At 69.4% G+C, this 13,915-nt stretch carries 14 protein-coding genes and 2 pseudogenes; 8 read left to right on the top strand and 8 right to left on the bottom strand.

The features are described 5' to 3' along the window. Positions 1 to 33: 33 nt before the first annotated feature. Positions 34 to 570: a hypothetical protein gene (locus tag OG390_RS01365; protein ID WP_406164598.1), complete on the top strand. Its 537-nt coding sequence runs from the start codon at positions 34 to 36 to the stop codon at positions 568 to 570. 176 nt (positions 571 to 746) lie between these two features. Here the strand turns inward: OG390_RS01365 and OG390_RS01360 are convergent, their stop codons facing one another. The 3 genes from OG390_RS01360 to OG390_RS01350 all read right to left on the bottom strand — a co-directional run bounded on the left by OG390_RS01360 (position 747) and on the right by OG390_RS01350 (position 2,643). Further along, complete coding sequence (locus OG390_RS01360) at positions 747 to 1,187, bottom strand: VOC family protein (protein ID WP_406164597.1); 441 nt, start codon at positions 1,185 to 1,187, stop codon at positions 747 to 749. A gap of 82 nt (positions 1,188 to 1,269) precedes the next feature. Further along, the gene (locus OG390_RS01355; protein WP_406164596.1) at positions 1,270 to 1,662 is read right to left on the bottom strand and encodes a helix-turn-helix domain-containing protein; all 393 of its coding nucleotides are present in this window, start codon (positions 1,660 to 1,662) and stop codon (positions 1,270 to 1,272) included. Between the two features lie 162 nt (positions 1,663 to 1,824). Continuing rightward, a complete protein-coding gene (locus tag OG390_RS01350; protein WP_406164595.1) occupies positions 1,825 to 2,643 on the bottom strand; it encodes a maleylpyruvate isomerase family mycothiol-dependent enzyme in 819 nt (272 codons plus the stop codon). Between the two features lie 604 nt (positions 2,644 to 3,247). Between OG390_RS01350 and OG390_RS01345 the strand changes: the two genes are divergently transcribed. Further along, positions 3,248 to 3,880 carry a TMEM175 family protein gene (locus tag OG390_RS01345; RefSeq protein ID WP_406164594.1) on the top strand — a complete coding sequence of 211 codons (633 nt, stop codon included), beginning with the start codon at positions 3,248 to 3,250 and terminating at the stop codon, positions 3,878 to 3,880. Positions 3,881 to 4,078: 198 nt separating this feature from the next. Here the strand turns inward: OG390_RS01345 and OG390_RS01340 are convergent, their stop codons facing one another. Then, entirely contained in the window at positions 4,079 to 4,462 is a 384-nt protein-coding gene (locus OG390_RS01340; RefSeq protein ID WP_406164593.1) for a hypothetical protein, read from the bottom strand. After that, complete coding sequence (locus OG390_RS01335) at positions 4,459 to 4,665, bottom strand: hypothetical protein (protein ID WP_399097371.1); 207 nt, start codon at positions 4,663 to 4,665, stop codon at positions 4,459 to 4,461. The genes OG390_RS01340 and OG390_RS01335 overlap by 4 nt, the downstream gene beginning before the upstream one ends. Before the next feature lie 272 nt (positions 4,666 to 4,937). Here OG390_RS01335 and OG390_RS01330 point away from each other — a divergent pair, with 272 nt between their 5' ends. After that, positions 4,938 to 5,072, top strand: coding sequence for a hypothetical protein (locus tag OG390_RS01330; protein ID WP_406164592.1), 135 nt, complete (start codon positions 4,938 to 4,940; stop codon positions 5,070 to 5,072). A gap of 260 nt (positions 5,073 to 5,332) precedes the next feature. On the opposite strand, the pseudogene OG390_RS01325 reads toward OG390_RS01330, so the two are convergent. Beyond that, a pseudogene (locus OG390_RS01325) lies at positions 5,333 to 5,841 on the bottom strand (CGNR zinc finger domain-containing protein). Positions 5,842 to 6,175: 334 nt separating this feature from the next. On the opposite strand from OG390_RS01325, the gene OG390_RS01320 reads away from it, so the two are divergent. The 3 genes from OG390_RS01320 (at position 6,176) to OG390_RS01310 (ending at position 9,306) form a co-directional block, all read left to right on the top strand. Next, on the top strand, positions 6,176 to 7,045 hold the full coding sequence (locus OG390_RS01320; RefSeq protein ID WP_406164591.1) for an alpha/beta fold hydrolase: 870 nt from the start codon (positions 6,176 to 6,178) through the stop codon (positions 7,043 to 7,045). Positions 7,046 to 7,180: 135 nt separating this feature from the next. Continuing rightward, on the top strand, positions 7,181 to 8,467 hold the full coding sequence (locus OG390_RS01315; RefSeq protein ID WP_406164590.1) for a DUF427 domain-containing protein: 1,287 nt from the start codon (positions 7,181 to 7,183) through the stop codon (positions 8,465 to 8,467). A gap of 350 nt (positions 8,468 to 8,817) precedes the next feature. Then, a complete protein-coding gene (locus OG390_RS01310; RefSeq protein ID WP_406164589.1) occupies positions 8,818 to 9,306 on the top strand; it encodes a DUF4265 domain-containing protein in 489 nt (162 codons plus the stop codon). Positions 9,307 to 9,854: 548 nt separating this feature from the next. Here OG390_RS01310 and OG390_RS01305 read toward each other — a convergent pair. After that, on the bottom strand, positions 9,855 to 10,184 hold the full coding sequence (locus OG390_RS01305) for an antibiotic biosynthesis monooxygenase family protein (RefSeq protein WP_406164588.1): 330 nt from the start codon (positions 10,182 to 10,184) through the stop codon (positions 9,855 to 9,857). A gap of 359 nt (positions 10,185 to 10,543) precedes the next feature. Then, the gene (locus OG390_RS01300; RefSeq protein WP_406164587.1) at positions 10,544 to 11,167 is read right to left on the bottom strand and encodes a BlaI/MecI/CopY family transcriptional regulator; all 624 of its coding nucleotides are present in this window, start codon (positions 11,165 to 11,167) and stop codon (positions 10,544 to 10,546) included. A gap of 1,226 nt (positions 11,168 to 12,393) precedes the next feature. On the opposite strand from OG390_RS01300, the gene OG390_RS01295 reads away from it, so the two are divergent. Then, positions 12,394 to 13,065 (top strand): TetR/AcrR family transcriptional regulator, encoded by a 672-nt coding sequence (locus tag OG390_RS01295; protein WP_406164586.1) that lies wholly within the window; start codon positions 12,394 to 12,396, stop codon positions 13,063 to 13,065. Between the two features lie 535 nt (positions 13,066 to 13,600). Continuing rightward, positions 13,601 to 13,807 (top strand): annotated as a pseudogene (locus OG390_RS01290) (transcriptional regulator); the annotation flags it as partial. Positions 13,808 to 13,915 lie beyond the last annotated feature (108 nt).

Here is a 13,915-nt window from a genome sequence, read left to right as displayed (position 1 = left end):
GGCCGGGCGGGCACCTGCACAGGACGGTCCGCCATGCCCAGTGATCTCTCGCCCGTCATCGCCGCGTCCGCGCGCTGGCTGCTGTCGGCGTTCCCGTCGGCCACGGGCCCGCTCGACGGTGCGCTGGCCGAGGCACAGGCCCGGCACGCGGCCACCATCGCCGCCGCACTGCGCTACCCCACCGCACTGGACACCGAACTGCTCATGCTGCTCGGCCCCGGCGGCTGCGCCGGGCTCGATGCGGTCACCGGCGCCGGCCACCACCCGCGGCCGGGCCCGGCTCCAACCTGGCGCACCCAGGTGGACGAAGTCGTCGTCAGCTGGGCAGCTTGCCTGCTGGCCGATCCCGACCTTGCCGCGCTGGCGGCGGCCTGCCTGGGGGCCACCCATCACGGCACGGACGGGGTGGGCGATGCGCGCCGGCTGACCGTTCCCAGCCCCCGCGACCACCGGGCGGCGCCGCTGCTGCGCCACCCGGACCTGCTGGGCCCGGTCGCGGACCTGCACCGCCAGACGCTGCTCGGCCTCCTTCACGCCGGCCCGGCCGTCGGCTCACCCGGCCGGACATGATCCCCATCCCGCGCCGGGCGGCCCCCGCAGGGGCGGTTTTCAGCATGATCTAGCGCGGAACTCCGAGCGTTCACGCCGGAGAGGGAGCGCTTCTCGAGGGATTGGTGTCTGGACGGAGGAGACCACCCAGCAGCCAGTTGGGCTCTACCTCCAAGCCCGGTCCTTTTAGGGCCGGGTCAAGTTGACGCCTTGGGCTGGGTGAAGCGGATGCTGTTGCCGAAGGGGCCACGCAGACCGCAGTCGATTCCGTACGGGCGGTCGGTGGGCTCCTCGGTGAACTCCACGCCCCGGCCCCGCAGCGTCTCGTAGGTCTTGCGGCAGTCGTCGGTGCTGAAGATGCGGCAGTCGTCGGTGCTGAAGATGAGGGAGCCGCCGGTCGCGCCCTTGGTGACCAGTTCGCGGACCTGCTGCGCGGTCTGTTCGGACATCGCCGGAGGGCCCGGCTTTTCCAGCAGGATCTGGCGGTCGCTGTGGCCCGGGATGCTGACGGTCAGCCAGCGCATGAAGCCCAGGTCGACGTCGGCGTTGACCTCCAGGCCGAGCTTGCCGACGTAGAAGTCGAGGGCCTCGTCCTGGTCGAGGACGTAGATCTGTGAGTGCGTGATGGCGTTGAACATGCGTCTGACGCTACTGGCCGGGCGGGGCGGAAACTTATCCGAAACTGCTCAGCCGTCGGACCGGCCGGGGCGGTGGCGCGGGTCAGGTACTGGGCCGTGTCCACGCCATCGTGAAGCATGTCGGCACGTGGGTGGCCGCCGCCTGCCTGCGGTAGGTCCTGGGGCAATGGCCGACGATGGCGCTGAAGGTGCGGCTGAAGGTTCCCGGGCTGGTGAAGCCGACCTGGAAGCAGATGTCCGTCACGCTGCCATCGTTCTCGCGCAGCAGGAACATCGCCCGCTCGACCCGGCGGCGCTGCAGGTAGCGGTGCGGTGTCTCGCCGAACGTGGCCCGGAAGGTGCGCGTGAAGTGCGCCGGTGACACGTGGGCGATACGGGCCAGGGCCGCCACGTCCAGCGGTTGCGCGTAGGCGCGGTCCATCGCATCGCGTGCCCGCAGCATGCGGCGGTTGCTCTCTTCGGCGGCACGGCTCACGACGCCATCACACCACGGGCCCACGCCGGCCGGGCCAGCCCCGCCGACCTGCCCGCCCCCAGACAACACGGTGCACCTGCCCCGCCCCCCGGTGCACCTGCCGCCGCGCCCCCGGCATGGTGCACCGGCCGCATTGTGCCGGGCTGCCGCGGCCGGCGGTGCTCAGGGCGCGGTGAACAGGGCCGGGAAGCGGGGAGCGAGCCAGGGCTTGCGGCCCCGGACGAGGATGCGGCCCCGGGCGAGGGCGCTCGCCTGGCCGCAGCGGCCGAGTGCCATCAGCAGGAAGGTGACCGGCTCGATGAGGATGGTGCAGTCCGGGCGCTTGGGCGGCGGGCCGACCGACACGGCACCGTCGGCCACGGCCACGCCGAACTGGCCGCCGCCCCACAGGCGGATCGTGTAGGAGGCGCGCAGATGGGCGGTGCGGGCGATGTCGGTCACCCGCGGCATGGCGGTGATCATGAACGGCAGGGTCAGCCCCACCCGCACGCGGTCGATCATGTGCGCGCGCCCCAGCGCGCGGGCGAGGTCGTAGCCGTGGCCGAGCATGTGGGTGAGCAGGTAGGACCCCAGCACGTCCAGGTCCATCGGCCCCAGCGGAGTGACGACGGGTTCTGGCGCGCCGCGCTCGGTGAGCGCCGTCAGACACGCATCGGCCTGCGCCACGATCATCGCGGCCAGCGGTTCGGCCCGGCGCTCGCCGAACTCAGCGAGTGACTGCGCGTTGGCCGCGGCGAGGCTCTGCGGCGTGCCGTCCCCGTAGCTGCGCTCGCGTCCCGCCGCGATATCGGCCATTAGCTCGTTGGCCAGCGCCAGGTGCGCCGCCGCCTGGCCGACGCTCCACTGCGACCCGGGCACCGGGCGTGCCATGTCGGCGCCCTGGCGCAGCAGCGCGGCGATCTCCTGGGCGGTGTCGCGTATGGCCACATCCAGCCCTTGGGGCAGCGCCCCCCGTACGTCCTGCCCGGCCACTGATTCCACGCTGCTTTTCTCCCTGTTCCCGCATCCGTGCCCGGATGCGTCCTTGCGCCCGGGCGCAAGGAACGCGTTCTCGATCATCGGGCGTACAGGAGACCAGGCCACCAGGGCTTGTTCAAGACCCTGAACACAGCGGGCGCCCCGGACAGCGACTGGGTGGTTGCCCGGCGGGCAACCACCGGCGGTCCTATCGGGGATCCCTCGGCCCACAGCACAGCGCGGCGTCGATGCCGGGGAGATCAGGCACAAAGCGCCCCTCGACGCGTGGCAGGGCGGCTTCGAGCCCGGCGTCGACCCGTGCGCCGCGACTACGCGAGCTTCGCCGGGTTGACCGACCCCGGCGGCAACGCGTGGACGCTGCAGGAGCGCGGTTTTCGTCCCCCCTCAGGTGCGGCCGCCGCATCCGGCTTCCCGGCCGTCTGCCGGCCAGCGAGATCGTGGAGGGGAGTCGTGAACCGCTCGGTGCTTGCCACTGCCGGGAAACGCTCCTCGGGTGCGCCCGCAGGAGCGCACGGTGCCGGAGGCTGGAGCGATGACAGAGCCTGTTCACGGACCGGATGGAGTGGATGGACCGGATGGACCAGGAGGAGGGGCGACGACGTTCGGCGTGGAGCGCGATCCTGCCCGGGTGGTCGCGTTCAGCGACGGCGTCATCGCCATCGCCGTCACGCTGCTCGTCCTGGAGATCCGCCCGCCGCACGACGCCCGCCACCTGTTGCACGGCCTCGTCATGCTCTGGCCGTCCTACCTGGCCTACGGCTTGACCTTCATGCTGATCGGGCAGGTGTGGGTCAACCATCACCTCATGTTCGACCACGTCCGCAGCGCCGACCGCGTGGTGCTGTTCATCAACACCGTGCTGCTGATGGACGTCGCGCTTTTGCCGTTCGCCGCCTCTGTGCTGGCGCGGGCGTATAGGGACGGACACGGGCAGCGCACCGCGGTCGTCCTCCACGGCGCCGCCTTCGCGTTCCTGGCCGTTGTGTTCAACGTCCTGTGGGGCTACGTCCGTCGTGATCGCCGGCTGCTCACCGCCACCATCGACTCAGCCGGTGTGGGCGCCATCAGCCGGCGCTTCAGGCTCGCCCTGGTCTGGCTGGCCGCCGGGATCCTGCTCGGCGCCCTGGTTCCCGCAGCCGGCGTGGCCGTGATCGCCGCCTTCATCCTCTACTACTGGCTTCCCGTCGCGGGCGAGATCGCCGCGGCCAGGCGCCGGCGTCGGCGAGGACACCGGACGTGACCGCCGGGAGCCGGTGAAGTCGTAGGGACGAGGCAGGCGCACCAGCAGGGCAGCTGTAGGGCGCGCTGGGCTTCGCAGCGACGTTTGGGGCGCCCGCGCGGATTGCCGGCGAGGGCGCCTTCCGTTGTCATGCCGCAGGCACAGTCCCTATGACCTCGGGCCCCGGTACAGGTCCCGGCACAGCTTTCGACCCGGGTGTTACGCGCTGCGCCACGCCTCGAGGCGCTGGGCGAGGGCCCGGAGGTCGACCTCCTGGGCGCGCACAGCCTGGGCGAGCTCGAACAGTTCGTCGTCCTTGGCCTGGACGGGATGGCCGGACAGGTGCATGTACTGGTGGGTGCAGCCCCAGCCGATGACGAGGTTGTAGTCCGTGAAGGGGCGCAGCAGCAGGGAGGTGTGCAGGAAGGTGGCGGCGCGGGAGGGAACCTCTTCGTAGTAGAGGCTGCCGCGTTCGCGTTCGAACTTGTGCCGGTCGGCCATGAAACCGAGGGCGCCCCAGTCCGCGATCGGCACGTTGATCGGGGAGATCGAAGCCTGGATCTGCAGGACCCAGCCGACGTCGACGCGGACGATCGGGCTCACCGCAGGCCTGCGGGGAAGCGGTCCATCACGCCGGGCAGGATCCGCTCGGCCTCAGCGGCGGCGCCCTCCACGAAGGCGATCCGGTCGGCCTCCTCCACGGTCACGTCGTGGACGTGCTGCTTCAGGCTCTTGCCGGTGATCGTCGCTCGCTCGCGGAGACGAGCCATCTCGGCCTCGGAGAATTCGATGTTGAGTGCTGGCATACCTCCACGGTACCCAGATTGGTACCACCTTGGGTACCTGTGGTGGCCGCAGACTGCTCAGCGTTCCGGCACACCAAAGTCCTGCCGTGCGGCAGGCCACCACCTAGTGTCCTGCGCCATCAATTCGTCGTTAGTTCTTGGTGCCCCACTGCCGCCGACTTGGCCGAATACTCGCAGGCCGGGGCTGGATGGGCGGACAACCAACCCGGCCGGGCAAGGCGCGAATCCACCGACGAACTTCTGGCGCAGCGCACTAGCTCTTCCTCAACGCCGTGCTGCTGATGGACGTGGCGCTCCTGCCCTTCGCCGCATCGGTGCTGGCTCAGGCGTTGCGGGACGGACACGGGCAGCGCACCGCTGTCGTCTTCCACGGCGCCGCCTTCGCATTCCTGGTACGTCCGTCGTGATCGCCGGCTGCTCGCCGCCACCATCGATGCGGCCGGCGTGGCAGCCATCAGCCGGCGTTTTCGGTCGCTCTTGTCCGGCTCGCCGCCGCAATCCTGCTCGGCGCGCTTCTTCCCGTGCTCGGCGTGGGCGCCTCGCTGCGGCGAGGCGCCGGCGTCGGCGCGGACATCGGACGTGAGGGCCGGTGGCCGGCCCCCGTCGCTGCCTTGGGGGAGGCTTGCGGTCGGTGTGTCCACCGGCGCCGGGACGGCAGCCCACTGTGTCAGGCGGCCTGCGCGTCGCGGGTGCGCTGGTAATGCCGCCTTGCCTTCATACGGTTGCCGCACAGGGCCATCGAACACCAGCGGGCCTTGTTGGTCTTGCTGCGGTCGATGAGGAACCGCCGGCACTGCGGGTTGGCGCACGGCCGCAGCCGGCCGGGCATCGTCTGCTGCAGCGTGCTCCAGGTCATGACCGCCTCCACCGCCATCCTGCCGCGGGGGTGTCGAGCTGCCAGGTCACTCCGGCGGGGGAGAGGTGCGGGCGGGAGGTGACGTCTTTGAGGAGCGGGGCCAGCGACGTGGCGGGCCGGCTGCCGCGTACCACCTCCTGCAGGGCGTCGTGTGCCCGCAGGAGATGGCGGAGCTCGTCTGCGGTTGCGCTGCCGCCGTGGGCCTGCTGCCAGTGCCTGGCCGCGTGCTGATCCGCCAGCTGGTCTTGGACGACGCCGTGGACCACCGGGGTGCTGTTGAGGAGCTCCAGCGGTGCGTCGTGCTGTTGGCGGTCGGCCACCCGCACACCTCCTAACCGCCTTGACTCACTTTACGGGTTATGTGAACACGCTCGGCCCGGTCGGAGCGGCGCAGTCGGCACGGCGGCCGGCGCACCTCTGACGGGCGGAGGGGTGCCCGGGTGGCCGCCGCCCGCCCGGGCGGGGGCGAGGTGGCGGTGCGCTGGCTGATGGCCGTTCGCGGACGGAGGCTTGAGGTGGGCCGCCATTGTGCCGCCCGGGTGTGGCGGCGCCGGGCACACCCACCGCAATCTAACTGATAAAATCATCTTGACAGGTTAGGTTGAGCGTGTTCGGCTGGAGGTAACCACTGAAGCTCGAAAGAGAGGTTAGATAATGGCTCTTGCAGTCCACCACCGCACCGCCACCGTCAACGGTCTCGAGGTCTTCTACCGGGAGGCCGGTGACCCCGAGGCGCCCGCCGTCGTGCTCCTGCACGGCTTCCCGACCAGCTCGCACATGTTCCGCCACCTGATCCCGGCGCTCGCCGACCGCTACCACGTGATCGCCCCCGACCACATCGGCTTCGGCCAGTCGGCGATGCCCGCCCTCAAGGACTTCCCGTACACCTTCGAGGCCCTCACCGAGGTCACCTCCGGTCTGCTCCAGCAGCTGGGCATCGACCGGTTCGCGATGTACGTGCAGGACTACGGCGCCCCCATCGGCTGGCGGCTCGCGCTCAAGGCCCCGGACCGCATCACGGCGATCATCACCCAGAACGGCAACGCCTACGAAGAGGGCTTCGTCAAACCCTTCTGGGACGGCCTCTTCGCCTACGCCAAGGCGCCCGGACCGGACACCGAGGCCCCCCTGCGCGGCGCCCTGACCCTGGAGGTCACCCGCTGGCAGTACGTGAACGGCGTCGCCGACCCCAGCCTGGTCAGCCCCGACAACTGGGTCCACGACCAGGCGCTGCTGGATCGGCCCGGCAACGACGAGATCCAGCTCAAGCTGTTCCGCGACTACCCCACCAACGTGGACCTCTACCCGCAGGTCCACCAGTACTTCCGCGACTCCCGGGTGCCGTTGCTGGCGGTCTGGGGTGCGAACGACGAGATCTTCGGCCCCGAAGGCGCCCGGGCATTCGCCCAGGACCTGCCCGACGCCGAGATCCACCTGCTCGCCTCCGGGCACTTCGCCCTGGAGAGCCACCTCGACACCATCACCGAGCACATCCGCGACTTCCTCGGCCGCGTCCTTTCCTGACGCGCCAGGCACCGAGACGGCCACACCACACACACCATCCGTCCGCCGCGGCCGGCAAAGGACCTCCATGCCACACCTCGCCCAGCACGCCTTTGACGCCACCCCGCAGAGCGTGCGCACCGCCCGTGACTTCGCGTGCAGGCCCTGACCGCCTGGGGCGGCTGCCGGCGGCGCGAGGACATCCGGGCCTGCGTCTCGGAACTGGCCGGCAACGCCGTCCGGCACGGGGGCCCGGACGGCCGCCACTACCTGGTCCGCCTCGTCCGGCACACCCACTGCCTCCACCTCGAAGTCCACGACAGTGCCCGCCACCGCCCAGTCCGCGTCCCGAGCGCCTCCCTCAGCCGGGAGAGCGGACGCGGCCTGCACCTCGTCCAGGAGCTCTGCGACGACTGGGGAGTCAGCACCCTCGCCGGCAACGGCAAGACCGTATGGGCCTGCTTCCGCCGCCCCGAGGCAGCCCCAATCCCGCTGCTCCCATACACCCTGACGGAACCGGCACCACACCACCCCACCCCGGGGTGGGCCCGAGGCCCACCCCGCACCCGGAAGGAACACGTCATGGGACTGTCCTGGCAGCAAGGCCCCCTGTCCGCAGGAGCCGTCGGACACTTCCTGACCCCCCACCCCCTGCCCGAGCGCCTGCTGTTCGCCGAGCGGCTGCGCCGCCGCATGCGCGTCAAGTTCAACGGCACCCGGATCGCCGACAGCGAAGACGTGGTCCTGCTGCACGAACCGGGCCGCTACCCCGTCGCCTACTTCCCCCGCGCGGACGTCGACGCACAGGCCCTGATCGCCAGCGGCAAGGTCACCCGTCACAAGGACCTCGGCGACACCACCTGGTACGCGGTACGGGCCGGCGAGCGCACCACCGAACGCGCCGCCTGGGAATTCACCGCCCTGCCCAAACATGCCGCCGAACTCCAAGGCCGCATCGCCTTCGCCTGGCGCGCCATGGACGCCTTCTACGAGGAGGACGAACGCATCCTGGGACACGCCGCCGACCCCTACCACCGCATCGACATCCGCGACACCTCCCGCACCCTGGAAGTCCGCCTCGGCGACATGGTGATCGCCCGCTCCCAGCACCCCCTCGTGCTCTTCGAGTCCGGATTCGTCCCCCGCTGGTACGTCCCGCGCACCGACATCGACCAGACACAATTGACCCCCGCCCAGGGACAGACCTTCTGCCCCTACAAGGGCCTGTGCGACTACTACGACATCGGCCAGGCACGCCGCGCCGCCTGGACCTACCCCCACGCCTACCGGGAGGTCGACCGGATCGGCGACATGGTCTCCTTCGAACCGGACCAGGTCGAGGTCTACCTCGACGGCCAACGCCTCGAACTCGAGCCCGGCCAGCAGGTCATCGCGCACGGCGTCGACCGCAGCCTGGACGCCGACGAGGCCAAAACCCGCTGAGCCCCGTGCCACCGGCCCGGTACGGACTCCCTCGGCGCCGCCCGGTCTTGCTGAACACCGGCACAGCCGCCGGGGCCTTGTCTGCGGTCCAGCTCCTGGTCGGCTCCTTCACCCGCGCGGCTGCACCCTCCCCTCACCGGCCGCGGCCGGTGAGGGGAGGCCCGATACCAAAAGCGCAGCCAACGAAGGGCGTCAGCATGCCCTGACGCGAGAGATTTCCGTTCAGCAGGCACCAGCTGAGGTTCATTCAAAACACCCGCCGAACGTGTTCCTTCCCCTCGGCTGCCCCCTCAAGGCAGAGGCTGACCGCCAGTTCAGACCCGGTACGAGGTATCGCTGACGACCCGCGCATGATGGCCGTCATGGACAACGCGGACGAGAAGATCAAGGTCTGGTTCCGGTTCACTCCTCGCGAGGGGTGGTTCCCGCAGGACACCGAGGGCCTGTGGGCGCTGAAGCTCGGCGATGACACGGCCAGCATCCAGAACGCCCCCTTCCTCCAGGACGGAGTGGCCGAGGGCGACGTAGTGCGGTACCGGACCGACGCCGACGGACTCCACTGGGCGGTGGGGCGGGTCAGTTCCTCCGGCAACTGCACGATCCGTGTGGTGCCCATTCCCACCGGCCCTCTGGGACGCAGTCCTCGGGCGGTGCATCAGCGGCTCTCAGCCTTCGGGCTCGGCGGCGAAGTCTTCAGCGAGGACTTCCCCATGGTGGCCTTCACCGCACCGGGCAAAGCGGACTTCGCCGGGATCAAGGCACTCCTTGCCCGGGGGCAAGAGGGCGGGTGGTGGCACTACGAAGTCGGCTGCGGCACCGACGAGTGGTGGAACGCCTGATCTCCGCTCTGCAACGGCCCGCCAGTGGCACGCTCTGGCATCGAACGCTGCACGTCAGGTATCCGCAATGAGCGGTCAGACCGTCATGGTCTCCAGGCGGCCCGGCGATCGCCGCTGAGGACCTGGCGGTGAAGGGACGCACCCGCACACGAACCCGGCCCAGTCCGTGCACGACGCGAAAAAAGGGGGCACAGCGCGTGTCCTTCCCGGCGTACAGCGCCGCGACGTACGGCCGGACCTTCCTCCAGACCGGCCGATTCGAGCCGACCTCACAGGCCTGCCCACCCTGCGGCCTCAAGACCGGCCCCAAGCCCCTGCACATCCGGGAGTGGACGTGCAGGGACAGGCGGGACCGCACTGGACACAGACATCAACGCGGCGGACAACCTCGCCAAGACCGCCGCACGGGCACTGACCGCCCGCGAAGCGCAGGCGAGCCCGGCTTCGCCCGCGGCACAGCCCGTGGAAGCACAAACGCCCCCCGAAGCTGCACCCGACAACGATGCGGCAGACAGGGGGAATCGCTCTCGTCGAGGAAGGCGAGGAGGTCAAGCGCGTGGCGGCGCCGCCTGCTGCACGACCTCGAAGGACCACAGCGTGGACCCGCTCGCCGCCGGCTTGGGACGTTCGCCGCTTTGCGCGTCGCCGCCCTGGTGGGCCGCCTTCATGGGGCCCTCCATCCAGGCCTGGAAGGAGTCCTCGTCACGCCAGCGGGTGTAGACGAGGTAGTTGTCGGTGCCTTCGACGGGGCGCAGGAGTTCGAACCACTCGAACCCGTCGGAGCTCTCCACGGCATGGGCGCGGGAGGCGAAGCGCTTCTCCAGCGTCTCCCGCTGCTCGGCGGGCACGGCCAGTACGTTGATCTTGACTACACTCATGGGCCCATCCTGCCGCACGGCGGCCGGGAGGATGAGCAGCGGCTCGTGCCGGACGCGGTGGTGTGCCGGATGCCGCCGGCACTGGGAACCGGCGCCGTGACACGTCACGGCGCCCCCGGTTCCCGCACCTCCCGCCCCACAGCCCGGCCCGACTCCGGCCAGGGCCTGGCCCTGGCCGCCGCTGAGTTCGGCACGCCAGGTCTTGTACGACGCACCGCTGCTGCACTGTCTGCTCGACGAACGGCCCACGCCTCTCCCGCCGAAGTCGCGGGACAAGCAAGCCCCCAGCAGAATGTGCTCCCTGGCATGCCCGGCGCCGCCGCGTCCCGGCGGCGGTGCGAGGGCACGGGTGGGGGAGTTCAGCCGGCTACTGCCTCCTGCTGCGGCTCGGCTGCGGCAGGCTTTTCCGCGGCCGTCGCGGTGTAGTAGACGGATGAGCCCTGCTTGGTGCGGTGGGCGTGGCTCTTGGCGACCAGGTTTTCCAGGGTGGTGCGCACGACGGTGGTCTTGATGTTGCGGTCGGGGTGGGCCTGGGTGAGTGCGGCGCAGATTTCGGCGGCGGAACGCGGCTCGCTCTGTTGTCCGAGGTGGTCGCGGATCAGGTCGACAAGGGTCGGCTTGGCGGCTGTCGTGGATGCCTGCGCGGGCGAGGCGCCGGTGCCGGTCTTTTTGGGCGCCTTCTTCTTCGTACCCGTGGCGGCGGCCTTCTTCGGCTTGCTCTGCCTGGGTGCGGCGGATGCCTGGTGCGGCACGGCCGGCGCGGCTGTGGTGTCCGTCTTGGTGGCGGGGCGTGCGTCGCCGAGTGCCTGCTGCATGTTCACCAGCACGGTGTGGTCGTGCTGCAGGGCACCCAACTGCTCCTGCAGGGCCTCGATGTCCGCAGCGATACGTTCCTGCTCCTTGGTATTGCTCTCAAGGTCGCCCGTCACCTGGGCGAGGTACTGCGAGGTCAACTCGGTGGTGTGGGTCTGGCTTTCAGACATGACGTGGGCCTTTCTTTTGTGGTCCGCGGGCACGGCGGTGAAAGCAGGGGTGTGTCCGCGAACGGATGGAGCCGGATGGAGAGTGTGTCTTGTCGGTGATGGCCGGTCCACCCGCAGGACACAACTGCCGCGGCCTGCGGAAGTGTAGAGATAGTACGCACGAGTGGAACCGGATGTTCCTTGTCTTGTCGGTCGATGCTTGACGTGGTGGCTCCACCGGATGCTTGACACCGCTTGCCGCGGCCTTGGCTGTGCGCGTCTGATCGGCGCGTGCAGGAAGGGCCGGGGCCGTGCCGGTGGAGTTGAGGTGTCACGACAGTCGGTGCACTCCTGTGGCCGTTTTCCGGGCGGCGGGTCACCCTGCGGCGGGATGGCCGAGTGCTCCACGGGCTCAACGAGCATGGATCGTGCAGGTCACCCTGCCCAGCCTCCAGCCTCCAGCCTCCAGCCCCCAGCCGGCTTCGGCCTGCGGACCTCTGCAAGGTGGCCGTCGGGTGATGTGCCATGTGCTGATGAGTACGACGGCCCTGTTGTCTCTCAGCGTCGCTCGAATCCGGTTCAGGAACGGATTCCGTGAAGGGCACACTGAGGCAGTCACGATCTGTACTCGGCTGGAATCCTGCTCGGTCAGCTGTGCCGGCAGATTGCTGCGAGGGAGAATGCTCGGCATGACGACTTGAAGAACACCGGCCGGGCGACAGCACTGGCGAAAGGTCGCGACCTGGGACACGGTTCCCGACGGCGATCGACGAGTCTGCGCCGCCTGCGGAACGTCCGTCTGCTCGTATCAATACCGCTTCCATCCGCCCGAGTCCTCCATGTTCGAGCGATGTATCGGGTTCGCTTGGTGCTCGGGTTGCCGGGTCTACTCCAGCAACCTGGTTCACGTTCCTCGCAAGCAGGTCCTAGGGCCTGTGGGGAGTTGTGATCAAGGCTGTGATCCGAGGTGTCGGATCCCGAGGAGGCCGGCGCATAATTCGAGTCCGGCCTGGTAGCTTTCAGGCTTTTTGTCGTAGCGGACAGCGAGACCGCGCCAGTCCTTGATCTTGTTGCTCGGCTGTCGCATCGAGGGGGCGCCGGGTTCCAGCTCTCCGGTCTCTTCGGGGTGGCGAGGCCCGGGGCAATGGCTCCAGCCCGGTTAGCCCAAGAGCCGGAGACGGGACAGAAAAGGGACCTTGAGGTCCACTCTGAATCCTGCTAGCGTTCGCACCGGTAATCTGGTCAATGTGGCGGAACAGGCGAGCGACAAAAACGGCTCCCGGTTGACTGAGCGCGGGCGGGCGACTCGAGAGCGCATTTTGAGGGCCGCCGCCGACATGATGTACGTCAAGGGCGTGGGTCCCACGACCCTCGACGATGTCAGGGCGGCCAGCGGAACGAGTAAATCTCAGCTCTACCGCCACTACCCCGACAAGGATGCGTTGGTGCGGGATGTTGTCGCGTTGCAGGCCGCGGAATTGCTCGAACGCCAGCACCAGCTACTGCGGCGGCTCAACTCCCTCCGCGGGCTGGAGCGCTGGCGGGACGCAGTGGTCGAACACAACGCGCTCCGAAACGGGGCGTACGGCTGCCCGCTCGGCTCCCTTGCAAGCGAGCTGGCCGATCAGGACGAAGAGGCGCGCAAAGCGATCGCGCGGCACTTCGGCACCTGGGAAGGGCTGCTCGAGGCCGGGCTCGCACGGATGAAGGACTCGGGAGTCCTCCGCGCCGACGCGGACACTGGACAGCTCGCCACCGGCCTCATGGCCGCCCTTCAAGGCGGCTATCTCCTTGCCCAGACGGCCCGGAACGTCCAACCTATGACAATCGCCCTCGACATGGCGATTGGCCACATCAAGACTTATGCCGTGCCTGCCGAGGACGGCAATCCGTCTGCAGAGGGCATGGGAGGGCACTAAAACCGCCCGGACGAGGCGGCGCCGAGAAGGCCCAGTGCGGCACCCCAGGCGGTTGCGCCACGGTCTCCCTACCGGCTGGGCTTCACTGTCCTCCCGGCAGGCCAGAGACGCGACGGTGGCCCCTGCGCAAAGGCAGGTCGCTTTCCGTCCAGCTCTCCGGCCGGCCGGAGAGCTGGACGGGTCGCCCACTCTCGGCTGCATGCCGTCCTCCATACCGAGGTCACCGAGTGGTTCGCCAACCGCTACCAGTCACGGTCCTCGCGAGCACACACCGCCGCCCGCGAGGACCGTGACGGCTCCGAGCCTGCCCGCTTGTCATGAAGAGTTACTCGACCGCGGCCAGGACGGCGCCGTCCGGTCATGCCAGCGCAGCGCCGTGGCCGCCCTGTAGTGCGAGGTGCCAGTAGGTCTGGCCCAAAAAAGGGACTATTTAGTCCGGAAAATTGGACCGACCTGCGGTACGTTTGGGGAAAGTGGTCCCTCGCGGACCGCCAAGCAGTCAAGCCTCACAAGGATCCCCAAGGCGGTAGGCACCATGTATGCGGGCGTCCAGTTCTCAGTGCTCGGCCCGGTCCGGCTACACAGACAGAGGGTCGAGGCCGGAGCCGGTCAGCCGAGGCAGTGGGCAGTGCTCGCTTCGCTGTTGCTCAGGGCAGGCAAGCCTGTAAGCCTCTCGAAACTGGTGGAGGACGTGTGGGGCGACGACGCCCCACCATCTGCCCCAGGCTCTGTGGGCACGTACGCCTACAGGCTCAGGCAGGCACTGGGGGAGCAGAGCGACCGCTCCGTGAGCCTGGTCGACGGGGGCTATCTGCTGCGCATCCAACCGGACGCTCTGGACCTAAACAGG

Source organism: Streptomyces sp. NBC_00996 (assembly GCF_045162675.1).
GTDB lineage: Bacteria > Actinomycetota > Actinomycetes > Streptomycetales > Streptomycetaceae > Streptomyces.
The sequence above is the reverse complement of the archived record's forward strand: the minus strand, read 5'-3'. Positions and strand labels throughout refer to the sequence as shown.

What these genes read in the sequence shown, in the direction of transcription:
- OG390_RS01365 (WP_406164598.1), top strand. Translation starts at nt 34, where the DNA reads ATGCCCAGTGATCTCTCGCCCGTCATCGCCGCGTCCGCGCGCTGGCTG.
- OG390_RS01360 (WP_406164597.1), bottom strand. Translation starts at nt 1,187, where the DNA reads ATGTTCAACGCCATCACGCACTCACAGATCTACGTCCTCGACCAGGAC.
- OG390_RS01335 (WP_399097371.1), bottom strand. Translation starts at nt 4,665, where the DNA reads ATGCCAGCACTCAACATCGAATTCTCCGAGGCCGAGATGGCTCGTCTC.
- OG390_RS01320 (WP_406164591.1), top strand. Translation starts at nt 6,176, where the DNA reads ATGGCTCTTGCAGTCCACCACCGCACCGCCACCGTCAACGGTCTCGAG.
- OG390_RS01310 (WP_406164589.1), top strand. Translation starts at nt 8,818, where the DNA reads ATGATGGCCGTCATGGACAACGCGGACGAGAAGATCAAGGTCTGGTTC.
- OG390_RS01305 (WP_406164588.1), bottom strand. Translation starts at nt 10,184, where the DNA reads ATGAGTGTAGTCAAGATCAACGTACTGGCCGTGCCCGCCGAGCAGCGG.
- OG390_RS01300 (WP_406164587.1), bottom strand. Translation starts at nt 11,167, where the DNA reads ATGTCTGAAAGCCAGACCCACACCACCGAGTTGACCTCGCAGTACCTC.